Annotated in this window: 13 protein-coding genes; 9 read left to right on the top strand and 4 right to left on the bottom strand. The window is 70.4% G+C overall.

Translation table 11 applies throughout. The annotated features are described in order from the left end of the window. Positions 1 to 2 precede the first annotated feature (2 nt). The 4 genes from AC07YS_RS17800 to AC07YS_RS17785 all read right to left on the bottom strand — a co-directional run bounded on the left by AC07YS_RS17800 (position 3) and on the right by AC07YS_RS17785 (position 2,480). Positions 3 to 704 (bottom strand): phage holin family protein, encoded by a 702-nt coding sequence (locus tag AC07YS_RS17800; RefSeq protein WP_495268572.1) that lies wholly within the window; start codon positions 702 to 704, stop codon positions 3 to 5. 84 nt (positions 705 to 788) lie between these two features. Further along, the gene (locus AC07YS_RS17795) at positions 789 to 1,085 is read right to left on the bottom strand and encodes a glycine zipper domain-containing protein (RefSeq protein WP_056580064.1); all 297 of its coding nucleotides are present in this window, start codon (positions 1,083 to 1,085) and stop codon (positions 789 to 791) included. A gap of 133 nt (positions 1,086 to 1,218) precedes the next feature. After that, positions 1,219 to 2,322: an NAD(P)/FAD-dependent oxidoreductase gene (locus tag AC07YS_RS17790; RefSeq protein ID WP_495273984.1), complete on the bottom strand. Its 1,104-nt coding sequence runs from the start codon at positions 2,320 to 2,322 to the stop codon at positions 1,219 to 1,221. A gap of 35 nt (positions 2,323 to 2,357) precedes the next feature. Next, positions 2,358 to 2,480, bottom strand: a complete 123-nt coding sequence (locus AC07YS_RS17785; protein ID WP_062479916.1) for a hypothetical protein — start codon at positions 2,478 to 2,480, stop codon at positions 2,358 to 2,360. Positions 2,481 to 3,724: 1,244 nt separating this feature from the next. Here AC07YS_RS17785 and AC07YS_RS17780 point away from each other — a divergent pair. Genes AC07YS_RS17780 through AC07YS_RS17740 form a run of 9 tightly spaced genes read left to right on the top strand, consistent with a single transcriptional unit; the run spans position 3,725 to position 23,656 of the window. Then, positions 3,725 to 10,930, top strand: coding sequence for an amino acid adenylation domain-containing protein (locus tag AC07YS_RS17780; RefSeq protein ID WP_495268574.1), 7,206 nt, complete (start codon positions 3,725 to 3,727; stop codon positions 10,928 to 10,930). Continuing rightward, positions 10,927 to 15,924: an amino acid adenylation domain-containing protein gene (locus AC07YS_RS17775; protein ID WP_495268575.1), complete on the top strand. Its 4,998-nt coding sequence runs from the start codon at positions 10,927 to 10,929 to the stop codon at positions 15,922 to 15,924. The genes AC07YS_RS17780 and AC07YS_RS17775 overlap by 4 nt, the downstream gene beginning before the upstream one ends. Positions 15,925 to 15,926: 2 nt before the next feature. Then, on the top strand, positions 15,927 to 16,700 hold the full coding sequence (locus AC07YS_RS17770; protein ID WP_495268576.1) for a 4'-phosphopantetheinyl transferase family protein: 774 nt from the start codon (positions 15,927 to 15,929) through the stop codon (positions 16,698 to 16,700). Then, positions 16,697 to 17,518 carry a serine aminopeptidase domain-containing protein gene (locus AC07YS_RS17765; RefSeq protein WP_369629150.1) on the top strand — a complete coding sequence of 274 codons (822 nt, stop codon included), beginning with the start codon at positions 16,697 to 16,699 and terminating at the stop codon, positions 17,516 to 17,518. Before AC07YS_RS17770 ends, AC07YS_RS17765 begins: the two co-directional genes overlap by 4 nt. Then, the gene (locus AC07YS_RS17760) at positions 17,511 to 18,434 is read left to right on the top strand and encodes an alpha/beta hydrolase family protein (protein WP_495268577.1); all 924 of its coding nucleotides are present in this window, start codon (positions 17,511 to 17,513) and stop codon (positions 18,432 to 18,434) included. Before AC07YS_RS17765 ends, AC07YS_RS17760 begins: the two co-directional genes overlap by 8 nt. A 28-nt stretch (positions 18,435 to 18,462) precedes the next feature. Further along, positions 18,463 to 19,641, top strand: coding sequence for a polysaccharide biosynthesis/export family protein (locus tag AC07YS_RS17755; RefSeq protein ID WP_062473261.1), 1,179 nt, complete (start codon positions 18,463 to 18,465; stop codon positions 19,639 to 19,641). Positions 19,642 to 19,684: 43 nt separating this feature from the next. Next, positions 19,685 to 21,964 (top strand): polysaccharide biosynthesis tyrosine autokinase, encoded by a 2,280-nt coding sequence (locus AC07YS_RS17750; RefSeq protein WP_495268578.1) that lies wholly within the window; start codon positions 19,685 to 19,687, stop codon positions 21,962 to 21,964. Continuing rightward, on the top strand, positions 21,961 to 22,641 hold the full coding sequence (locus AC07YS_RS17745) for a sugar transferase (protein WP_095947192.1): 681 nt from the start codon (positions 21,961 to 21,963) through the stop codon (positions 22,639 to 22,641). The genes AC07YS_RS17750 and AC07YS_RS17745 overlap by 4 nt, the downstream gene beginning before the upstream one ends. Before the next feature lie 37 nt (positions 22,642 to 22,678). Then, on the top strand, positions 22,679 to 23,656 hold the full coding sequence (locus AC07YS_RS17740) for a GDP-L-fucose synthase family protein (protein ID WP_139704932.1): 978 nt from the start codon (positions 22,679 to 22,681) through the stop codon (positions 23,654 to 23,656). Positions 23,657 to 23,658 lie beyond the last annotated feature (2 nt).

The raw sequence follows: 23,658 nt of genomic DNA, 5'->3' as shown, positions 1-23,658 counted from the left end.
GCTCAGCGCATGCGCCAGAGCACCGGTGCAATGACCGTGGCCCAGCGCAGCAACCGCTTCGGGCGGATCACCGCCACGGCGGCGGCAGCGACCACCCCGGCAGCCACCGGATGCTCGCGCGCGATGCGCAACGCCGTGGCCGCAGCCGATTCGTTCGCAGGCTCGCCCGAGGCCGGCTGCGTCTCGCGACCACCCTGCAGGGTGGCGATGCGTTCACGCTGGCGTTCCATGCGGGCCAGCAGCTCTTCGCGCGTGACGGGGCGCGGCGGACGCGGCGCTTCGTCGTCCAGCTCCGGGTCCTTGCCGAGGTTGAAGCGGTCCTGGACCCAGGCCCAGTCGCGCTCGAACTCGTGAAAGGTCGGCACGAAGCTGTTGGAGGCATTGCTCAGGCTGCGCATCAGGCCGATGACGGCCGCCAGCCACAGCACCGCCCAGACACCAGCCACCACCCAGGCGGCGGTGACGCGGTACGGCGTGTCCCAGTAATGCACGACCACCGCCATCGAGAGCAGTGCCACCGCGACGGTGGTCAGCCCCAGCACGGCGACGACCAGGACGAGGGTCAGCTTCAGGCGCTGCTTCTCGTCCTCCCAGGCCATGCGCAGCAACTGCACCCGGTCCTCGGCCGCCAGCGCACCTTCGGCGGCGGCGATGCGCAACCGGCGGATGCGGGCATCGAGCCCGAACAGGGACAGCAGTCTCATGCGCCGCCTCCGCCCTCACCGGCCACAGCGTGGCGACGGCGAACGAAGGGACGGCGGTGTGCGCTCAGGCCGGTGCAGTGACGCTCAGCGGCGGCCAAGCAACAGGCCCACCAGCACGCCGACGGCCAGTGCGGCACCGGCAACCTGCCAAGGTTCGTCGTGGGCGTAGGTGTTGGTGGCGGTGGCCGCCTGGCGCGCCTTCTTGGCGGCCAGCTTGCTCTTTTCGGAAGCCAGCTCGCGCGCGATGGCGAGCTTGGTGTCGATGCGTTGGCGCAGCGCCTTGATGTGGGGAACCGAATCCAGGTCCTTGCTGGCCAGCACGCCGCGCACGTCGCTTGCGATGTCTTCGGCTGCTGCTTCAAGATTGTTGGATGCACTCATTGGAATCTTTCCTCCGTGATGACACCGGCACCGCGCCGGCGGCTTCACGCCAGCATATGGCGTGCTGTCATGTTACAGGCTCGAAAGCCCCTCATGCGCGACAGATGTGCTCAGTTGTGCCCGAGTGCATGCATCAGGCCTCGGCGAGCAGGTCTGCAACGTGCCGTCCGATGGCCAGGCAACTGGTGAGGCCCGGCGACTCGATGCCGAAGAGATGGACCAGCCCCGGCACCCCGTGCGACGCAGGCCCCGCGATCACGAAATCGGCCGCGGGCTCAGCCGGCCCCGATATCTTCGGACGCATGCCCGCATAGCCGGGAATCAACGCCCCGTCGGGCAACGCCGGCCAGTACCTGCGCACCTCGTCGTAGAAGCGCTCGCCGCGCGCGGGATCGACCACGAGATCGTCGGCCGCCTCGACCCACTGCACGTCGGGCCCGAACTTGGCCTGCCCGCCGAGGTCGAGCGTCAGGTGCACGCCGAGCCCGCCCGGCTCCGGCACGGGATAGATGAGCCGGCCGAACGGCGCGCGGCCCGCGAGCGTGAAGTAGCTGCCCTTGGCGAAGTGCTCGCGCGGCACCACCGACGCCGGCATGCCTTCGAAGCGGCGCGCCCGCGCCGGCGCGCCCAGCCCCGCGGCATTGACCACGGTGCGGCAACGCAGCGCCGTGCCGTCGGCGGCGATCAGCACGACGGCGCCGTCCCCGCATTCGGCGCGTTCGATGGGCGACTTGAGCGCCAGCATGCCGCCCGCGTTCTCGAGATCGCCGAGCAGGCCCAGCATCAGCGCGTGGCTGTCGACGATGCCGGTGCTCGGCGAATGCAGCGCGGCCACGCAATGCAGTTGCGGCTCCATGGCGTTGGCTTGCTGTGCGGTGAGCAGCACCAGGTCGTCCACGCCGTTGGCAGCGGCCTTGGCGCGGATCGCGTCGAGCTGCCCCACCTGTTCGGCCGAGGTCGCCACGATGAGCTTGCCGCAGCGGCTGTGCGGCACGCCGCGTGCCTGCGCGTAGCTGTAGAGCGCGTCGCGTCCTTCCACGCACAGCGTCGCCTTCAGCGAGCCCTGCGGGTAATAGATGCCCGCGTGGATCACCTCGCTGTTGCGCGAACTCGTTCCCGTGCCGATGGCCCCTTCGGACTCCAGCACCAGCACCTCCCGGCCTGCGAGCGCCAATGCGCGCGCCACGGCCAGACCCACCACGCCGGCACCGATGACGGCGCAATCGATTTCATCCATCGCGCGAGCTTAGCGCGGCGCGACGGGCGTTCGGCCTACCTCGCGCTCGGCGGCGGCTCGGGGTCGGTGGGCTCGTCGGGCGCGTGCTCCGGCCCTTCGTCGGGCTCGACCGGCAGGTCGGGCGTGATCGGAGACGGAAGATCGGGTTGGGTGGCCATGGCTGCACTCCTTCGTTCCATCTCGTCGTTCTAGCGCGTCCTCACGCGCCTGCAAGCGGCCCGTGGCGGAAGGCGTCGTCGGTGCGCACCGACAAGGCCTTCGCCCAAGCACTCCAGCAACAGGGCCACGCACGCTGCTGTGTCCTCGCCCCTCCCACACCACACAGGGAGGATCACAGTGGACGATGCATGGCAGGGCCAGTCTAGGCATCGCCGTGCCTTCGCACATGAGCGAAGCGCCCTTTGGTGAGGGAGCCATGCGCCCTGCCCGGCGTGCATGCGAGCGTGACAAAGCGCCTGCCTGGGACCGCGTGCCCGGCGCGGCCCCCACGACCCGCTGGTCGCGTCGAAAAAACGCCGTCTGTCCGGCCTGAAAAAACCCGTGCCCGCAAAGCATTCGCGCCGCGGTCCGGCGGTGAATTGCGGACGAAATGACGGGCCCGCTGCATCGATGCCCGGACCCGGTTCGGGCCTTCCGGCCGGCGCGACAGAAATCAGCCGGGATCAATGCCGGTACCCATGGCGCGACCGCCTTTCCGAAATTTGCCGGCGATTGTCGCAATGCATCCCCGCGCTCCGTGCGCTGACAGAGGGGAAAGTACCTCGACCCCCATTGCTCTCTATTTCATTAAAACAATGGACATCATTTGAATTTCAATGATCACCAAGAACCACGAAAAATTGCATCCCAGGCACCAAAAATCAGATGATAAGTAACATTTTTCATTAGATCTTTTGGGCCCTTTGAGAATTTTCAAATTCACCCTCAAATTAATCAAAAGCCGAAAAACCATTCCACAGAAGAAAAATATCTACCCCATTCTGAGTGCTCAACGCTCGAATGCCGATTCCTTCCAACTGTCTCAATTCGCGAAAAGTTTCTTGTCAACCGTCAAAACTTGTCTGATTTTAGAAATATTCATATAAGTTATACCAAAACTCAGACTCGCAGGTCTGCAGACATAGCGAAGAAGAATGGCCATTTTTTCGAATCGACGTTCCATCATGGCTTCCTACAGGGGTGACAAAACGCCCACCACAAATGGCCTTGGTACCTCAAATGTCATGGCTTAGGTAGTTCGATTCGGAAATATTTATATCCAAATGTAAACATGGAGAAAAGAGCCAAACAGAAGGCTCACCAAGTTCATAGGATCGCGACAAACCAAGAACCAAATCCAATTGAAATCAATTCGATTCCTTCAATTGAATTTCCCATTCACAGTCTGCAGCCGGGTAATTGCATGGAAACCCACATTGCTTCGTCGCCGGAGGCCGCCGTGGCCTCGCTGGCCGCGCTGGGCGATCTGTTCGTGCCGCCGCCCGCGCGCGCGGCGGCAGGCGAACGGCTTGGCGTCTCGCTGGTCCTCGAAGCCGGGTTCGCGCAGCGCTGGCAAGCGTCGCTGGGCACCACGGGGTACCTGCCCGACACGCTCTTCGTGGGTGCCTGGTTGCTGCTGCAATCGCGCTGGCTGGGCACGGCCCTGCCGGGGCCGCAAGGCATGCCGACGTCGCTGCCCGGCACCGCGAGCGCGTGGCTGACCCAGCTCGACCTCGACCGGCGGGCCACGCCGCACACCGCCGACACCCTGCCGCCCTTGCGGCTCGAAGCCCGGACAGAACTCCCCGCCAGCCTGCATCTGAACGTCGACGCGAGCCGGATGGACGCGCCCTGCGCCACCCGCCTGCTCGCAGCCATCGCCGACACCGCCGCCGATCTGCTGGTGCATCCCGGTGCGGCGCTCCACAACATCCGCGCCCTGCCCGACGCCGACCGCCGCGACCAGCTCGCCGCATGGGCCACGCCGCCCGCCACGCCCGACCTGTCGCTCACCGTGCCCGCCGTGTTCGGCCGCCGGGCCGCGGCCACGCCCGACGCGGTGGCGCTGGTGGAAGGCGACGAAGCGATGACCTATGCCGAGCTCGACGCGCGCAGCGACCGGCTCGCACAACGCCTGCAGCGCGCGGGCGTGCAACCGGGCGACCCCGTCGGGATGGTGTTCGAGCGCTCGGTGGCCGCCATCGTCGCCATGCTCGGCATCCTCAAGGCGGGCGCGGCCTACGTGCCGGTGCCGACCGACTTCCCGCCCGAACGCGTCACCACGATGTTCGACCAGGCCGGCGTGACCCGGGTCGTGACGATCGAGGCACTGGCCTCTCTCGTGCCGGCCCACTGCACCGCCGTGCGGATCGACGCGCCCGAAGACAGCGCGGCCCCCACGCCGTGGACGCCGCCGGCCTTCGACGGCGAATCGCTGGCGTACCTCATGTACACCTCGGGCTCGACCGGCGTACCCAAGGGCATCGAGATCAGCCATCGCGCCATCCTGCGGCTCGTCGTCGATGTCGACTACATCGAGCTCGCACCCGGGCGCGCGATGCTGCACGCGGCGCCGCTCGCCTTCGACGCTTCGACGCTTGAGGTCTGGGGGCCGTTGCTCAACGGCGGGCGCTGCGTGATCCACGACGAACGGGTACCCACCGGCGCCGGCCTCGCGCGCACCATCGGCCGCCACGAGGTCCACACCGCCTGGCTCACGGCCTCGCTCTTCAACGCCGTGGTCGACGGCGATCCGCAGCACCTCGCGGGCCTGGCGCACCTGTTCACGGGCGGCGAGGCGCTGTCGGTACCCCATGTGCGGCGCGCGCTCGACGCGCTCCCCGGGCTCACGCTCAGCAACGGCTATGGGCCGACCGAGTGCACGACCTTCGCGGCGACCCATCGCATCGAGCGCGCCGCGATCGCAGCGGGCCCGCGCTCGGTACCGCTCGGGCGCCCGATCAAGGACACCGTGCTGCGCGTGCTGAGCCCGACGCTCGAGCTGCTGCCCAGCGGACTCGTGGGCGAGCTGTGCATCGGCGGACACGGCCTGGCGCGCGGCTATTTGGGCCAACCCGAACTCACGGCCGCGCGCTTCGTGCCCGACCCCTTCGGCGCGCCGGGCGAGCGGCTCTACCGCACCGGCGACCTCGCCCGCTGGCTGCCCGACGGCACCCTCGAGTTCATCGGGCGCATCGACGGCCAGGTCAAGATCCACGGCCACCGCATCGAGACCGGCGAGGTCGAGGCGGCCATCCTCGCGCACCCCGCGGTGCAGTCCTGCGCGGTGGTCGCGCGGCCCGGTCGCGACGGCCACTTGCGCCTGGTCGCCTACCTGGTCGCGCGCACGCAGAAGCTGGCGTGGGACACGCTGCGCGCGCACCTGGCGACCCGCCTGCCCGCGGTGATGCTTCCGTCGGCGCAGGTGTGGCTTGCGCAACTCCCCGTCACGCCCAACGGCAAGCTCGACCGCAATGCCTTGCCCGAGCCGGCCGCCGAGCGCCCCGAACTCGCGCAGCCTTTCGAGGCCGCGCGCGACGCGCTCGAGCAGCAGGTGTGCGACGCCTTCGCACGCGCCCTGGGCATCGACAAGGCCGGGCGCCACGACAACTTCTTCGACCTGGGCGGCAGCTCGCTGCTGGTGCTGCAGGTGCTGGCGGACCTGCAGCGCGAAGGCGCGCCGCCGCTGTCGACCAACCTCTTCTTTCGCCACCCGACGCCGGGCGCCATCGCGGCGCAACTGCAGTCCGCTGGCGAGGCGCCGCAGGCGCCACAACCCGTGCCCGTGCGCGAGGACGCCGCCAGCGTCCCCGAGCCCATCGCTCTCATCGCCACCGCCGGTCGCTTCCCCGGCGCGGGCGATGTGGAGCAGTTCTGGGACAACCTCGTCGCCGGGCGCGACACCATCAGCTTCTTCGACGACGCCAGCCTGGACGCCGGCGTCAGCGAGTCGCTGCGCCGCGATCCGGCCTACGTGCGGGCGCGCGGCGTGATCGACGGCATCGAAGGCTTCGATGCCGCCTTCTTCGGCATCGGCCCGAAGGAAGCCGCGCTCATGGACCCGCAGCACCGCGTGTTCCTCGAGATCTGCTGGGAGTGCCTGGAGCGCGCGGGCTACGTGCCCGACGAAGCGCCGGGCCCGGTGGGCGTGTACGCGGGCACGTACAACGCCACCTACTTCCAGCGCCACGTGGCCTCGCGGCCCGACCTCGTGGAGGCCGTCGGCGAATTCCAGGTGATGCTGGCCAACGAGAAGGACTACATCACCACCCGCGTGGCCAACCGGCTCAACCTGCGCGGGCCAGCGGTGAGTGTCAACACCGCGTGCTCGACCTCGCTGGTCGCGGTGGCCCAGGCCTTCCACGCGCTGCGCACGGGCCAGTGCTACATGGCGCTGGCGGGCGGTGCCTCGGTCACCTGCCCGCCGCGCAGCGGCTACCTCTACAACGAGGGCTCGATGCTCTCGCCCGACGGCCACACGCGCAGCTTCGACGCGCAGGCCAAGGGCACCGTGTTCAGCGACGGCGCCGCCGTGGTGCTGCTCAAGCGGCTGTCCGATGCGCAGGCCGACGGCGACACCGTCTATGCCGTGCTGCGCAGCGCCTGCGTCAACAACGACGGCGGCGCCAAGGCCAGCTTCACCGCGCCCAGCGTAGACGGCCAGGCGGCGGTGATCCGCGCCGCGCTGGCCGCGGCGGACGTGGACGCGCGCAGCATTTCCTACGTGGAAGCGCACGGCACCGCCACGCCGATGGGCGACCCGGTCGAGGTCGAAGCGCTGGCCGTCGCGTACGCCGAGCACACCGACGCACGGGGCTACTGCACGCTGGGCTCGCTCAAGAGCAACGTGGGCCACATGGTCACGGCCGCGGGCGCCGCCGGCCTCATCAAGACGGCGCTGTCGCTGCACCACGAGCTGATTCCGCCCACCGCGCACTTCACGGCGCCGAACCCGGCGATCGACTTCGCGCGCACGCCGTTCCACGTCAGCAACCAGCTGCAGCCGTGGCCGCGGGCCGACCTGCCGCGCCGCGCGGGGGTCAGCTCGTTCGGTGTCGGGGGCACCAACGCGCACGTCGTGCTCGAGGAAGCGCCGGCGCGGCAGGCACGCACCACGCAGCCGGGCGTCCATGTGCTGGCGCTGTCGGCCCGCTCGGAGGCCGCGCTGGCGGTCGCGACACAGCGGCTCGCGACGCACCTGGAGGAACAGCCCGAGCTTTGCCTGGCCGACGCGGCGTTCACCCTGTGCGTCGGCCGCAAGGCCCATGCCTTCCGCCGCGCCGTGGTGGCCGGCGATGCGGCGCAGGCCATCGAGGCCTTGCGCTCGGAGAACACGGCCTGGCGCGTGAGCGACCGGATCGCCGAGCGCGCGCCGCAGCCCGTGCTGATGTTCCCGGGCCAGGGCGCGCAGTACCCGGGCATGGGCCGCGCGCTGCATGCGAGCGACCCGGTGTTCGCGGCCGCGTTCGACAACTGCGTGCGTGCCTTCGACGGCGCGCTGGACTTCGACCTGCGCGAGCGCCTGTTCGCAGACGACCCGCAGGCGCTCGCGCCGACGGCCGTCACGCAGCCCGCGCTCTTCACGCTCGAGTACGCGCTCGCGCGGCGGCTGCTGTCGCTGGGCCTGCGCCCGCACGCGCTGATCGGCCACAGCGTCGGCGAATTCGTCGCGGCCGTGATCGCCGGCGTGATGCGACTGGAAGATGCCGCCCGGCTCATTGCCCGACGCGGCGCGCTCATGCAGGCCCAGCCCGCGGGAACGATGCTGTCGGTGCGCCTGGGCGCGGACGCGCTGGCCGGGCGGCTCGCGGCCTCGCCCCAGGTCTCGCTCGCCGCGGAGAACGCACCCGGCGCCTGCGTGGCCGCCGGCCCCACCGAGGCCATCGCCGAACTCCAGGCCGCGCTCGAAGCCGAGGGCGTCGCCTGCCGGCTGCTGCAGACCTCGCACGCCTTTCACTCCGCCATGATGGATGCCGCGGTGGCGCCCTTCGAGGCGCTCGTGAGCCAGGTGGCGCTGCACGCGCCGCAGATCCCGATTTACTCCACGTTCACCGGCCGCCTGCTCGACAGCGCACAGGCCACGAGCCCGGCCTACTGGGCGCAGCACCTGCGCGGCACCGTGCGCTTCTCGCCGGCGCTGCAGAGCGCGGCAGACGACGCCACCCATCCGGTGTTCGTGGAGGTCGGTCCCCGCAACACGCTGGCCGCACTGGTGCGCCAGCACCGCCTGCCAGGGCTTGCTCCGGCGTCGAAGGCCGGCGCCGTGGCGGTGTCGCTGCTGCACGGCGAACCGGCCGACGAGACCCGGACCCTGCGCCTGGCCGCCGCGCGCCTGTGGACCTGCGGCGCCGAGGTCGATCTCGCCCTGCTCGCACCGCGCGCCGGCGCCCGGCGCGTGTGCCTGCCCACCTACCCGTTCGAACGCAAGCGCCTGTGGGTCGACATCGCGCCCACCGCGCCGGTGTCACCGGCCCTTGCGCCCGCCCTGACTGTTTCATTGGAGCCGATCGTGACCGCTGCAGCGCCCTCGCCTGACCTTCCTCTGCCTTCTTCCCCGCCGCCCGAGGCGTCGCGCGCGGCGTCGGTCGACAGCCGATTGCGGGCCCTGTTCGAAGACATCTCGGGCATCGACATGGCCCAGGCCGAGGGCCAGGCCCCGTTCGGCGAGATCGGGATGGACTCGCTCACGTTGACCCAGGCTGCCACGCAGATCAAGAAGCGCTTCAAGGTCGAGCTGAGCTTCCGCCAGCTGATGGAGAACTACCGCAGCTTCGACGCGCTGGCCGCGTACCTGCTGCAGAGCCTGCCGCCCGAGGCCGAGCCGGTGGCTGTGCCCGCCATGCCCGCCATGCCTGTGGCCTCCGCCGTGCAGGTGTCGATGCCAACGCCACCGCAAGGGCTTGCGCAGCCCACCGGCCTGCTGAACCAGGTGATCGCGCAGCAGATGGAGCTGATGCGCCAGCAACTCGCGCTCCTGTCCGGCGCGGCCGCGCCAGTGGCGGTGGCGGCGATGCCCGTGTCGACCGAGGCCGCACCCGCCGCGCAGCCACAGCCGCCCGCCGAAGCACCGCTTCGCTACGACGTCAACAAGGCCTTCGGCGCCATCGCCCGCATCCACACCCAGCGCACCGCCGAACCCAGCGCGCGGCAGAAGGCACGGCTCGCCACCTTCGTGCGGCGCTATGTCGAGCGCACGCCAAAGAGCAAGCGCTTCACCGAGGACAACCGCGCCCACATGGCCGACCCGCGCGTGGTCAACGGCTTCCGTCCGCTGACCAAGGAGATCACCTACCAGATCGTGATCGAACGCTCCAAGGGTTCCAGGCTCTGGGACCTCGACGGCAACGAGTACGTCGACGCGCTCAACGGCTTCGGGCTGAACCTGTTCGGCTGGCAACCCGACTTCGTGCAGGACGCCGTGCGCGCCCAGCTCGACGCGGGCTACGAGATCGGGCCGCAGCATCCGCTCGCGGCCGACGTGACCCGCCTCATCTGCGAGCTCACGGGCAGCGAGCGCGCCGGCCTGTGCAACACCGGCTCCGAGGCCGTGATGGCGGCGCTGCGCATCGCGCGCACCGTCACCGGGCGCAGCACGGTGGTGGCCTTCACGGGCTCGTATCACGGCACCTTCGACGAAGTGCTGGTGCGCGCCGGCAAGGGCGGCAAGGGCCTGTCGGCCGCACCGGGCGTGATGAGCGGCATGTTCGGCGACATCCGCGTGCTCGACTACGGCACGCCCGAGGCGCTGGCCTTCATCCGCGACAACGCCGCGGACCTGGCGGCCGTGCTGGTCGAGCCGGTGCAAAGCCGCCGCCCCGACTTCCAGCCGCGCGAGTTCCTTCACGACGTGCGCGACGTCACCGCGAAGAACGGCTGCTGCCTCATCTTCGACGAGGTCATCACCGGCTTTCGCAGCGCGCTGGGCGGCGCGCAGGAAATGTTCGGCGTGCGCGCCGACCTCGCCACCTACGGCAAGGTGATCGGCGGCGGTTTTCCGGTGGGCGTGATCGCCGGCAAGCGCGAGTTCATGGACGCGCTCGACGGCGGCGCCTGGCAGTACGGCGACGACTCGATCCCGGGCGTGGGCGTGACCTACTTCGCCGGCACCTTCGTGCGCCACCCGCTCGCGCTCGCCGCGGCCAAGGCCTCGCTCACGCACCTGAAGGAGGCCGGGCCCGCGCTGCAGGCCGGGCTCAACGCAAGCACGACCGCCATGGCCACAGAGCTCTCGGGCTGGTGCCAGGAGGTCGGCGCGCCGATCGAGATCCGTCATTTCGCGTCGCTGTGGCGCGTGAGCTGGCTCGAAGACCAGCCGCTGCAGGACCTGCTGTTCGCCATGATGCGCAGCCGCGGCGTGCACATCCTGGACAACTTCCCGTGCTTCCTCACGAGCGCGCACAGCGCCGAGGACATCGCCTTCCTGCAGCGCGCCTTCAAGGAATCGGTCGCCGAGATGCAGGAATCCGGCTTCCTTCCGCGCCGCGCTCCCGCCCCCACCCGCTTCGACGCGCGCAAGCCCGTCGAGGACGGCAGCGTGCTGGCCCGCGACAGCGACGGCCAGCCGTACTGGTACGTACCCGAAGACGCCGCCTTGCACGAGCGCCTCATCAACGGAAAGGCCGCAGCATGAACGCCGCACTCAAGCCCACCGCGAGCGGTGGCCTCGTCGAATGCATCATCGCGACCACCGAGTCGCAGCGCGAAATCTGGCTCGGCGCCACGCTGAGCCCCGAGGCCTCGATGGCCTACAACGAGTCGGTCGTGCTGCGCCTGCGCGGCGCGCTGGACGGCGACGCCTTGGCGCGCGCCACCGACCGGCTGCTCGAGCGCCACCAGGCGCTGCGCGCCACGATCTCGCCGGACGGCACCTTCATGCTGGTCAGCCCCCCGGCCGGGAACCACCTGGTCCGCCACGACCTGGGCGGGCTCGCGCCCGAAGCCCTCGCGCAGGCGCTGCACGCGGCCCACGACGAGGCGGTCTGCACGCCGTTCTCGCTCGAACACGGGCCGCTGTTCCGGGCGGTGCTGTACCGCCTGGGCGATGACGAGCACGAGCTCGTGATGTCGGCGCACCACGTGGTCTGCGACGGCTGGTCGTGGGCGGTCATCACCGAGCAGCTGGGCCACCTCTATGCCGAGGAAACCGGCATCGGGCTGAAGCTCAAGGCCGCGCCGCTCTTCGCGGACTTCGCCGCCGAGGAAGCCGTCGCGGCCGCGAGCCCCGACATGCAGGCGCACATCGACTACTGGCTGGAGCGCTTCGCCGGCAACACGCAGCCCGTGCTCGACCTGCCGCTGGACCGCCCCCGCCCGGCCGCGCGCACCTTCAATTCGCGCCGCGCCGAGCGCCTGCTCGACCGGCGCGTGGTCGGCGCCGTGCGCATCGCGAGCACCAAGGCCGGCGTCAGCCTGTTCACAGGCCTGCTCAGCGGCTTCGTCGCGACGCTGCACCGCCTCACGGGCCAGGAAGACATCGTGGTCGGCATTCCGACCTCGGGCCAGCTCGCGCACGACGTGCCCGGCCTGGTCGGCCATTGCGTGAACCTGCTGCCGCTGCGCATCGCCGCGCACCCGGCCATGCGCTTCGACGCGCTGATGGACGAATGCAGCACCGCCGTGCTCGACGCCTTCGATCATCAGGCCCTGACCTATGGCGCGCTGCTGGGCCAGCTGTCGCTCGAGCGCGACCCGAGCCGGCTGCCGCTGGTGAGCGTGACCTTCAACGTCGACCCCGACGTGGCGAGCAGCGCGCAGGCCTTCACCACGCTCGACGTGGTGCAGGACACCATCGCCCGCCGCTACGAGAACTTCGAACTCTTCGTGAACCTGCGCCCGCACGCCGGCAGCCTGCAGGTCGAGGCGCAATACAACACCGACCTGTTCGACGACGTGAGCGTGCAGCGCTGGCTCGACATGTTCGAGTGCGTGCTGCAGTCGGCCGCGCACAAGCCCGACGACACCATCGGCGGGCTCGACGTGCTGTCCGCCGGTGCCGCGCGTGCGCTGCTGGCGCTGCAGCCCGCACGCGTGCCGCTGCGCGGCGCGCCGCTGGCGCATGCCGGCTTCGTGGCGCGCGTGCCGCAGCAGCCGCACCGCCCGGCGGTGCGCGACGGCGCGCGCAGCTGCAGCTACGGCGAGCTCGACGCGCTGTCCAACCGCCTGGCGCGTGCGCTGCGCGCGCGCGGCGTGGGCCGCGGCCAGCGCGTGGGGCTGTGCCTGGAACGCAGCCTGGAGATGGTCGTCGCAATGCTGGGCATCCTCAAGGCGGGGGCGTCCTACGTGCCGATGGACACCTCATTTCCGCAGGCGCGGCTGGACCACTACGCCAGCGACGCCACCCTCAGCCTGATGCTGACCTCGTCCGACATCGCGGTGGCGCCGCGCGACTGGCGCGCCGACGCGGACCAGCGCGTCTTCGAGATCGATCGCGACACCGCCTGGCGCCAGCTCTCGGGCGAAGCGCTGCCGCCGAGCAGCGACGACCCGGGCTCCGAAGACGCGGCCTATGTGATCTACACCTCCGGCTCGACCGGCCTGCCCAAGGGCGTCATCGCGCACCACCGGGGCGTGGCGCACCTGCTGCAGTGGATGCAGCGCGAATCGGGCATCGGCCCGTCCGACCGCATCGCCGCCGTCACCACGCTGTCGTTCGACATGGCCGTGCCCGACCTGCTGCTGCCGCTGGCGGCGGGCGCCGAGCTGGTGATGGTGCAGCGCGAGGTCGCCATGGACGGCAACCGCCTGTCGCAGGCGCTCGACGACGAACAGATCACGCTGCTGCAGGCCACGCCCGGCATGTGGCAGCTGCTGCTCGATGCCCAGTGGGCCGGCGGCACGCCCGGTTTTCGCGGCTGGACCGGCGGCGAGGCGCTGCGCCCGAGCATGGCGCTGGCGCTGTGCGAGCGCATGGAAGGCCTGTGGAACGGCTACGGCCCGACCGAGACGACGGTGTACTCCACGGCCTGGCATGTGCGTCCCGAAGAGATCGCCTCGCGCGGCATCTCGATCGGCAGGCCCGTCGACAACACCGAGATCTGGATCCTCGACGCCGACCTGCAGCCCTGCCCGATCGGCGTGCCTGGCGAAATCTGCATCGCGGGCGAAGGCGTCTCACTGGGCTACCTCGACCGCCCCGCGCTGACCGCCGAGCGCTTTGTCACGGTGCGCATCTTCGGCGCCACGAAGAAGGTCTACCGCTCCGGCGACCGCGGCCGCTGGCGCAACGACGGGCTGCTCGACCACCTCGGCCGGCTCGACTTCCAGGTCAAGGTGCGCGGCTACCGCATCGAGCCCGGCGAGATCGAGGTGCGCTGCTGCGAAGTGGCCGGCGTCTCGCGCAGCGTGGTCGTGGCCCGCGAGGACAACCCCGGCGACGTGCGCCTGGTGGCCTACCTGGCGCTGCTGCCCGGCGGCGGCTTCGACCTCGATGCGCTGATGGTGCACCTGCGCAAGCACCTGCCGGCCTTCATGCTGCCGCAGCACGTGGTGACGCTCGACGCCCTGCCCACGCTGGCCAACGGCAAGGTCGACCGCGTCTCGCTGCCGCCGCCGCAGGCGGTGGCGCGCAACGAGGTGCGGCGCGGCGCCGGCCCGCGCAACGCGCACGAACGCAAGGTGCTCGCGGTCATGGAGAAGGTGCTGAGCCTGCCGGGCCTGGACATGCACGACAACTTCTTCACCATGGGCGGCCACTCGCTGCTGGCCGCGCGGCTCACCACGCTGCTGAGCCGCGAGTTCCAGGTCACGCTGCCGCTGCGCGCGCTGTTCGAGGCGCCCACAGCCGAGAAGCTGACCGCGGTCATCGAGGCGCTGCAGGGCGCGGGCGTCGGCCTGCAGGCGCCCATTGCCTGCCACCCGGATCGCCGCAGCGCGCCGCTCACGCCCTCGCAGGAACGCATCCGCTTCATGGAGCAGCTGTACACGGGCCGGTCGGTCTACAACGCACCCTCGGCCCAGCGGCTCACCGGCAAGCTCGACGCGGCGCGCTTCGAAGGCGCGCTGCGCGAGATGATCCGCCGCCAGCCGTCGCTGCGCACGCGCATCGGCTTCGACGAGGACACGGGGCGGCCCATTCAATCGATCGCAGCGTCGGTGGAGTTCGCCCTGCCGCTGGTCGACCTGCGCGGCCTGCCCGCTGACCAGCGCGAGGCCGAGCTGGTCGAGCAGATGCAGGAGCTGGCCGACCAGCCGCTCGACATCCACAGCGCACCGATGATGCGCGCGACCCTGTTCCAGCTCGACGACAACGAGCACGTCTTCCTGTTCGTGCCGCATCACCTGATCTGGGACGGCTGGTCCTTCGACCTGATGCAGCGCGAGCTGGGCGCGTTCTACGACGCCGCCGAACGCGGCCGCCCGCACAACCTGCCCGCGCTCGCCACCACCCATGGCGACTATGCCGAGTGGCTCGAGAAATGGCTGACCGAGCCCGCCTGCGAGGAGCAGCTCGCGTTCTGGCGCGGCCGGCTCGCAAGCGCCAGGGCCGTGCGCCCGCCCCGCACCGACATGCCGCGCCGCGCGGGCAAGAGCGGCCAGGGCGGCGCGCACTGGATCCACATCGACCTGCAGAGCACGCAGCGGCTGCGCGAGGTGGCGCGCGACATGGACGTGACGCTCAGCATGCTGACCTTCGGCATCTACGCGCTGACCATGGCCCAGGCGACCGGCAACGACGCCATCGTCATCGCGAACCCGGTGCGCGGGCGCCAGCAGGCCGAGACGGAAGACGTCATGGGCTTCTTCAACAACGTGCTGCCAGTCTCGCTCGCGGTCGACATGGCGCTGCCGCTGCCCGACTTCATGCGCTACGTGAAGCAGGAGCTGCTGTCGATGATGAACCACCAGCAGGTGCCGTTCGAGCGCCTGATGGCCGAGCCCGGCTATGCGGGGCAGATCAAGGCCTCGGGGCCCTACCAGGCGATGTTCTCGTTCCAGGACGCCCGCGAACGCGCGCGCACCGTCGGCAGCCTGCAGACCCGCCAGGTGCACGTGATGCAGCACGGCGCCACCGACGACGTCGGCGTGTGGCTGATGGACAAGCCGCACGGCCTGGAAGGCGCGCTGCTCTACAACGCCGACGTGTACCTGCGCGAGACCGGCGCCCAGCTGCGCGAGCGTTATCTCGAGGTGCTGGCCCGCGTCGCCGACCACCCCAATGCCACGCTCGCCGAGATCGCCAGCGCCGAAGGCTCGGCCAGCGCACGCTATCTGCGCAAGCTGGTGGCCGACGAGGCGGACAAGAGTGCGCCGGCCGAGCCCCTCAACGGCGACGCGCGCGAGGCGAAGCGCGGACTGCTCAGCCCCGAGCACGCCCAGCTGGCCCAGATCTGGGCCGACGTGATCGGCATCGACGTCGACGAGATCCGCGCCAGCGACAACTTCTTCGACCTCGGCGGCGACTCGCTGCTGGTGCTGCGCGCCGTGCAGCAGGCGGCGCAGACGCTCGGGCACCGCGTGGAGCCGCGCCGCTACCTGTTCGAGAACCTCGGGCAGATCGCGTCCTCGGCGCACGGCACACCGCACGGCGTGCCTTCGGACCTCGCCGACCTGGCCGCCGGCACGGCCGCGCATGCACAGCGCGGCGGGCTGCTCGGCGCACTCGGCAGCTGGCTGCGCAAGGGGTGACCATGACCGGCGCCGCCAACGCACTGTCCATCGACGCACCGGTCTGCCGGTACGTCGAGCTGGACAGCTTCACCGACACCCTGCCCGCCCAGGTCCTGTCGGAGGAAGAGCGCGCACGCGCCGAGAACCTGCGCTTTCCCGTCGACCGGCAGCGCTTCGTGGCGGCCCATGTCGCGCTGCGCCAGGCGCTGTGCGCGTACACGGGCCTGGCCCCCGACGCACTGACGCTGGCCATCGGCGCCTTCGGCAAGCCGTCGCTCGCGGGGCATCCGCGCACCCAGTTCTCGCTGAGCCACAGCCAGGGCCTGGCGCTGATCGCCATCGGCGGTCGCGGCCCGCTGGGCGCCGACGTCGAGCTGCTGCGCCCGATGCCGGACGCGGCCGACCTGGCGGCGGCGCATTTCACGCGGCGCGAACAGGAGGCGCTGGCCGCCCTGCCCGCCGACGAACGCGACCGTGCCTTCCTGACCTGCTGGACCCGCAAGGAAGCCTGCCTGAAGGCCATCGGCGTGGGCCTGCTGGTGTCGCCGCAGAGTTTCGACGTGGGCCTGGCACCGGACAGCCGCAGCGTCGAGCTGCCGGTGGCCGGACGCATCCTGGTGCTGGCGCTGGGGCCGGCGCCCGCACGGGCGGACAGCGTGGGCTCGCTCGCCGAATGGCGCCATACCGAAGCCCGCGCGCGGCCCTCGCAGGCCGACCCCGAAGGCCGCCGCACGCGCCCCCTGAATCCGCGCAAGGGCATGAGCGAGGCGCGATGCGCAGGGGGTGTCGCATGACCCTCTTCACGCCGCTCATGTTCGGGCCGGCCTCGCGCCAGGTCTTCGGCGCGTTCCACGCCGCCGACGACCACCGGGGCGAGCCCACCGCGGTGCTGCTGTGCCCGCCTTTCGGGCAGGAGGGCCTGCGCACCCACCGCTTCTTCAAGGTGCTGGCCGAACGCCTCGCGCGCGCCGGCATCGCCACGCTGCGCTTCGACTTCTACGGCTCCGGCGACTCGCCGGGCGACGAGAGCGAGGGCGAGCTCGACGGCTGGCGCCGCGACCTCTGCGCGGCGCACGAGGAGCTGCGGCGGCACGCACCCCATGCCGCCATCGTGTGGATCGGCGCGCGGCTGGGTGCCACCCTGGCCGTGCTGGCCGCGCGCAACGGGCGCTGCGACCCGGCGCGGCTGGTGCTCTGGGAGCCGGTGATCGACGGACCGGGCTACGCGCGCCTGCTGCGCGAGCGGCACGTCGAGGCGATCGACACGACCTTCTGCATTCCCGACCTGTCCTGGCGCCGCAGCCTCGCGCGGGAACCGGACGCGCTGCCCGAGGAGGCGCTGGGCGTGCGTCTCTCGCCGGCGCTGCAGGCGCAGTTGCGCGCCCTCACGCCGCAGTCGCTGCCGCTCACGGCCCTGCACGACACCCTGGTGCTGGCCCCGCCCGACGACACGTCCACCGCGCAATGGGCGGCCGAGCAGCAGTCGCGCCACATGCCGGTGCGCCTGGCCTACCTGAGCCACCCGCTGGACTGGACGTCCGACCCCTTTCCCCACAGCGCGATGGTGCCGGCCGATGCGCTCAACCGCCTGCAGGGAGCCATCCATGAATGACATGACGCAGACCCCGGTGTGCTTCGGCCCCGGCAACGCACTGATGGGCATGCTCACCGTCCCCGCGCAGCGCGCGGCGGCGCCGGTCGCCTGCCTGATGTTCAACATGGGCGCGAACCACCGCGTCGGGCCGCGCCGCATCAACGTGAAGCTGGCGCACCTGCTGGCCGCGCGCGGCGTGGGCAGCCTGCGCTTCGACCTGGGCGGCATCGGCGACAGCGAGGCGCTGAACACCGGGCCCGACCTGCAGACGCGCGCGGTGCACAGCCTCCAGGCCGCCATGGACCTCGTGCAACGCATGCAGGGCATCGGCCAGTTCGCGACCGTGGCCATGTGCTCGGGCGTGGAGCACGCCATGTCGGCCGCCGCGGTGGACGCGCGCATGGTGGCGCTCTCGCTGTTCGACGGCTTTGCCTTCCCGCAGCGGCGCACGCGCTGGGAGCTCACGGTGCGCCGCGCGCTCGCGGCGCCGCTGCACCCGTCGTTCCCGGGCAAGGCGCGGCGCTGGGTGCTGCGCCATCTGCCGGGCAGCACGGTGGGCAAGCCGCTGCCGGGCTACTTCGTGGACCGGCGGCCGCCCAACGTCAACGCGATCTGGTTCGAAGCCACGATGAAGCGGCTGGTCGAACGCGAGGTGGCGGTGCAGCTGCTGTATTCGGGATCGCTGCATGTCTGCGACCGCGACCGCGACCAGCTCGGCGCCCTGCGCCGCGAACCGTTCATGCAGGGCCTGCAGTACGAGTTCATGCGGGACGTGGACCACACCGTCTGCACGGTGAAGGGCCAGCAGCTCTTCCTGCAGTCCGTCGGCGACTGGGTCGTCGAGCACTGTCTGGCCACCGGCAGCCCGCAGCGGCAGGACCGCCCGGCGACAGGCACCCCGCGCGCGATCCCGGCCACGCTCGCCGCGCCCTGAAACAACAACCGAAGCCAAGGAGATTGCCATGACATCCGCAACCCCAGCGAACCCGCGCGGCGAGCGCCTCCTCGCCACCGAGGGCGCCCGCGCCCTTCCCGGTGGCCGCTTCCGGTCGCGCGCCATGGCGCTGCTGCTGTCGCTCGGCTTGTGCGGCTGCGCACCCGGCTTCGGCACGCCGGGCCCGCTGCAGTCGGCCGACGGCACGGCCGGCGGCAGGATCGCGGCCATCACGCCGGAGCTGGTCCGTGCGCAACTCGCCGGCAACACGGGCATCCCGCCCGACGTGAAGGCGCTGTTCGGCCGGCCCGCGCCCTACACCATCGGGCCGGGGGACGTGGTGGGCATCACCGTCTACAACAATCCCGAGCTGCAGCCCAACCTGGGCGCGGTGATCGCGCAGCAGAGCGACCCGACCGGCGTCACCGTGGCGCCGGGCTTCATCGTCGATGCCGCAGGCGAGATCAGCTTTCCCTACATCGGCCGCACCCGGCTGCAGGGCCTGACGGAAAGCGGTGCGTCCGAACTGATCGCCAAGCGCATCGGCAGCATCATCAAGGCACCGCTGGTGAGCGTGCGCATCCAGTCGTTCCGCAGCCAGCGCGCCTATGTCGAGGGCGAGGTCCGCACGCCGGGGCTGCAGATCTTCACGGACATCCCGATGACGCTGTCCGAGGCGCTCAACCGCGCGGGCAGCATCACCGCCGGGGGCGACCGTTCGCATGTGACGCTCACGCGCGGCGACCGCACGGTGGTCATCGACCTGATGCAGCTCAAGCGCTTCGGCGCCGACGCCAACAACATTCCGCTGCGCAACGGCGACATCGTGTACGTCGGCAGCCGGGACGACAGCCGCATCTACGTGATGGGCGAGATCCTGCGGCCCTCGGCGCTGCTGATGCGCAACGGCCGCATGAGCCTGAACGAGGCCCTCGGCGATGCGGGCGGGCCCGACCTGCTCACGGCCGACCCCGGGCAGATCTACGTGATCCGCAACTCGCCGCAGACGCCCGACACGCCGCAGATCTTCAGCCTGAACGCGAAGAACCCGGCCGCGCTCGCACTGGCCGACCGCTTCGAGCTGCGGCCGCGCGACGTGGTCTACGTCGACCGCGTGCCGCTGGTCTCGTGGAACCGGGTCGCCAACCTGATCCTTCCCGCCGCCCAGGTGATCAACCTCGCGCGCGACACCGCCCGCAGCAGGTAGGCCGCGCAGCCCCGGCCCGAACACGACAAAGAAGGTGAAGCCCATGAATGCGCGTTGGTACCCCCCGCTTCCCGCACCGTACAGCCCGGAACCCGAGCGCCCGCACTCGCGGTTCAAGGAATACGTCGACCTGATGCTGGACAACCGATGGCTGATCGCCTCGGTCACCGCCGCGGTGCTGGTGCTGGGCGCGGGCTACGCGCTCTTCGGGCCGCGCGTGTACGAAGCGAACGTGCTGATCCAGCTCGAGGACGCCGAACGTTCGCCCGGCGGCGCGGGCGATGCCGCGGTCAACGGCGTGGGCGTGAAGACGCCGACCTCGGGCGAGGCCGAGATCCTGAAGTCGCGCATGGTGCTCGGCCAGGCGATCGAGAACACCAAGCTGTTCATCAAGGCACGGCCGCACTACATCCCGGTCGTGGGCGCCTTCATCGCACGGCATTCGAAGACGCTGTCCAGGCCGGGCTTCCTCGGCATGCGCGGCTACGTGTCGGGCACCGAGCGGATCGCGGTCGCGCAGATGGACGTGCCGCCGGCCCTCGAGGGCAAGAAATTCCTGCTGACCACTGGCAAGGACGGCACCTACACCCTCACGCACCCCGACCTCGACACCCCGCTGCACGGCCGGGTCGGTGAGCCGCAGGACAGCTCGGTGCCGGGCGGCACGGTCCACCTGCTCGTGGCCTCGATCGACGCCCGGCCCGGCGGCGCCTTCGAGCTGACGCGGCATTCCACGCAGCTCACCATGCTCGAGCTGCAGCGCGAGCTGCGCGTGATCGAGAAGGGCAAGCAGTCCAGCGTGATCGACGTGAGCTGGCAGACCGACGACCGCGAGCATCTGGCAAACCTGCTCAACGAAGTGGCGCGCCTGTACATGCGCCAGAACATCGACCAGAAGACCGCGCAGGCCGAGCGCACGCTGAACTTCCTGGGCACCGAGCTGCCCAAGTTCAAGCAGCAGCTGGAACAGTCTGAAGAGGCCTACAACCAGTACCGCAACCAGAACGGAACCATCAGCCTGGACGACGAGGCGCGCAACGCGCTGTCGCAGAACGTCGACCTGCAGGCCAAGCTGCTCGACGCGCGCCAGAAGCGCCTGGACCTGGCGAGCCGCTTCACCAGCCAGCACCCGATGCTGATCACGCTCGACGCGCAGATCGCCTCGTTGCGCAAGGAGCTGGGCGGCGTGGACAACCGCATCCGCCGCATGCCGATGCTGCAGCAGAACTCGCTGCGCATGCAGCGCGACATCAAGGTCAACACCGAGCTCTATTCATCGCTCTTGAACAGCTCGCTGCAGATGCGCCTGGCCCGCGAAGGCCGCATCGGCAACGTGCGCGTGCTCGACCAGGCACTGTCGCCCGAGAAGCCGGTGCGGCCCAAGGCGGTGATCGTGATGGCGCTGGCGCTGGTCGTGGGGCTGTTCCTGGGCGCGGTCACGTCGGTGCTTCGCAAGGTGCTCAAGAACACGGTCGCCACCCCCGACGAGATCGAGATGCGCACCGGCCTGAACGTCTACAGCACGATCGCACTCAGCACGCGGCAGGGCACGCTCGACCGCGCCATCCGCCAGGGCAAGCCCGGCGTGAAGCTGCTGGCGGCCTCGCACCCGGACGACCCGGCGCTCGAAGGCGTGCGCAGGCTGCGCACCGCGCTGGGCTTCCTGATGGCGGGCGCGCAGAACAACCGCATCCTGCTGACCAGCGCCACGCCGGGCGCGGGCAAGACCTTCCTGTCGGCGAACTTCTCAGCCGTGCTGGCGGCCTCCGGCAGGCGCGTGCTGCTGATCGACGCCGACATGCGCCGCGGCAAGCTGGCGAGCCAGTTCGGGCTCAAGGCGACCACCGGCCTGTCGGAGCTGATCGCCGGCACCGCCACGCTCGCGCAAGCGGTGCATGCGCAGGTGCTGCCGCACCTGGACGTGATCACCACCGGCAAGCTGCCGCTCGATCCGGCCACGATGATGGGTTCCAGTGCGTTCACGCGGTTGCTGGAGACCCTCTCGGCGCTGTACGACGCCGTGGTCATCGATGCGCCGCCGATCCTGCTGGCGACCGAGACCGTGGCGATGTCACCGGACGTGGGCACCCTGATGCTCGTGGCCCGCGCCGGCGACAGCGAACTGGGCGACCTGGTGGAGAGTGCCAAGCGGCTGGCGCACGTGGGCGCGGCGTTCCACGGCGTGGTGCTCAACGCGCAGGACGCGCGGCAACGCCACAACGCCTACGGCTACGACTACGGGCCCTACGGCCTGCCGCCGAACATCTATCCGCCCGCGCTGGGGCACACCCCCCGCGCCGAACCGGAGCGCGCGACATCATGAGCACGCACCTTTCACGCACGCCGCACCGCAGCGCCGCCCGCCCCGTGCCGGTGGGCGGCTCGCGGCTCCTGCAGGCCGCCAAGCGCGCCATGGACATCCTCCTGGCGGGCGCCTTCTTCCTGTTCCTGGGTTGGGCCTACGCGCTGATCGCCCTCGGCGTGCTGCTGACCTCGGGCGGCCCGGCCATCTACGTGCAGCCGCGCTACGGCCGGGACGGGCGAATCTTCCGCTTCTACAAGTTCCGCACCATGGCGCCCGACGCCGATGCCCTGCTGGCCCGCCACCTGCGCGAGAACGACGCAGCGCGGCGCGAATGGGAGAAGTTCCAGAAGCTCGAGCACGACCCGCGGATCACCCGCTTCGGCGCCTTCCTGCGCCGCTACAGCATCGACGAGTTCCCGCAGTTCTGGAACGTGCTCAAGGGCGACATGAGCATGGTCGGCCCGCGCCCGTGCATGTTTGCGCAGAAGGAACTCTACGGCCCCTACTGGGCGTACTACTGCGCGGTGCGCCCGGGCATCACGGGCCTGTGGCAGATCAGCGGACGCAACGAGGTGAGCTACCGCCGCCGCGCCGCCATGGACGCCGAGTACGTCGCCACGCTGTCGCTGCTGCGCGACGTGGTGATCCTGCTGAAGACCTTCCGCGTCGTGCTCGGGGCGCGCGGTTCGCGCTGAGACCCGCAGTCCCCTCTTCCTTCACTGAAAGAACGCCATGCGAATCTATGTTGCAGGTCATCGCGGAATGGTCGGCCAGACGCTCACGAGGCGCCTGGGCGAACTCGGCCACGAGGTCGTGACGCGCAGCCACGCCGAGCTCGACCTGCTCGACCAGGCGGCGGTCGCGCGCTTCTTCGCGACCGAGCGCATCGACCAGGTCTACGTGGCGGCGGCCAAGGTCGGCGGCATCCACGCCAACATGACCTACCCCGCGCAGTTCATCTACGAGAACCTGCTGATCGCGGCCAACCTCACGCACCAGGCCTTTCTCGCCGGCGTCAAGCGGCTGCTGTTCCTCGGCTCGAGTTGCATCTACCCGCGCCTGGCCGAACAGCCGATCCGCGAAGAGGCCCTGCTCACCGGCAAGCTCGAGCCCACCAACGAGCCCTACGCGATCGCCAAGATCGCGGGCATCAAGCTGTGCGAGAGCTACAACCGGCAGTACGGCGCCACGCACGGCGTCGATTTCCGCAGCGTGATGCCGAGCAACCTCTACGGGCCCGGCGACAACTACCACCTGGAGAACAGCCACGTGGTGCCGGCGCTGATCCAGCGCTTTCACCTGGCCAAGATCAGCCGCACGCCGAGCGTGCTGATCTGGGGCAGCGGCCGGGCGCGGCGCGAATTCCTCTACGTGGACGACATGGTCGAGGGCTGCCTGGACGTGATGAACCTGTCGCGCGCCGCCTACGACCAGCACACCGATCCGATGCGCGGCCACATCAACCTCGGCACGGGCGAGGACGTCTCGATCGCCGAGCTGGTGGAGCACATCCGCGAGGTGGTGGGCTACGAAGGCAGCATCCACTACGACCTGGCACAGCCCGACGGCGCACCGCGAAAGCTGCTGGACGTGTCGCGCGCAGCCAGCTTCGGGTGGCGCGCCACGGTGCCGCTGGCCGAAGGGCTGCGCCGCACCTATGCGGACTACCAGACGGCGCGCCGGACCGCCGCCGAGGCTGAGCACGCCTGAAG

This window comes from Variovorax sp. GW458-11-26-14-LB1, from assembly GCF_059423965.1.
The sequence above is the reverse complement of the archived record's forward strand: the minus strand, read 5'-3'. Positions and strand labels throughout refer to the sequence as shown.

Excerpts from the sequence above, each read along its gene's own strand:
- AC07YS_RS17800 (WP_495268572.1), bottom strand. The coding sequence starts at position 704 with ATGAGACTGCTGTCCCTGTTCGGGCTCGATGCCCGCATCCGCCGGTTG.
- AC07YS_RS17795 (WP_056580064.1), bottom strand. The coding sequence starts at position 1,085 with ATGAGTGCATCCAACAATCTTGAAGCAGCAGCCGAAGACATCGCAAGC.
- AC07YS_RS17790 (WP_495273984.1), bottom strand. The coding sequence starts at position 2,322 with ATGGATGAAATCGATTGCGCCGTCATCGGTGCCGGCGTGGTGGGTCTG.
- AC07YS_RS17785 (WP_062479916.1), bottom strand. The coding sequence starts at position 2,480 with ATGGCCACCCAACCCGATCTTCCGTCTCCGATCACGCCCGACCTGCCG.
- AC07YS_RS17780 (WP_495268574.1), top strand. The coding sequence starts at position 3,725 with ATGGAAACCCACATTGCTTCGTCGCCGGAGGCCGCCGTGGCCTCGCTG.
- AC07YS_RS17775 (WP_495268575.1), top strand. The coding sequence starts at position 10,927 with ATGAACGCCGCACTCAAGCCCACCGCGAGCGGTGGCCTCGTCGAATGC.
- AC07YS_RS17770 (WP_495268576.1), top strand. The coding sequence starts at position 15,927 with ATGACCGGCGCCGCCAACGCACTGTCCATCGACGCACCGGTCTGCCGG.
- AC07YS_RS17765 (WP_369629150.1), top strand. The coding sequence starts at position 16,697 with ATGACCCTCTTCACGCCGCTCATGTTCGGGCCGGCCTCGCGCCAGGTC.
- AC07YS_RS17760 (WP_495268577.1), top strand. The coding sequence starts at position 17,511 with ATGAATGACATGACGCAGACCCCGGTGTGCTTCGGCCCCGGCAACGCA.
- AC07YS_RS17755 (WP_062473261.1), top strand. The coding sequence starts at position 18,463 with ATGACATCCGCAACCCCAGCGAACCCGCGCGGCGAGCGCCTCCTCGCC.
- AC07YS_RS17750 (WP_495268578.1), top strand. The coding sequence starts at position 19,685 with ATGAATGCGCGTTGGTACCCCCCGCTTCCCGCACCGTACAGCCCGGAA.
- AC07YS_RS17745 (WP_095947192.1), top strand. The coding sequence starts at position 21,961 with ATGAGCACGCACCTTTCACGCACGCCGCACCGCAGCGCCGCCCGCCCC.
- AC07YS_RS17740 (WP_139704932.1), top strand. The coding sequence starts at position 22,679 with ATGCGAATCTATGTTGCAGGTCATCGCGGAATGGTCGGCCAGACGCTC.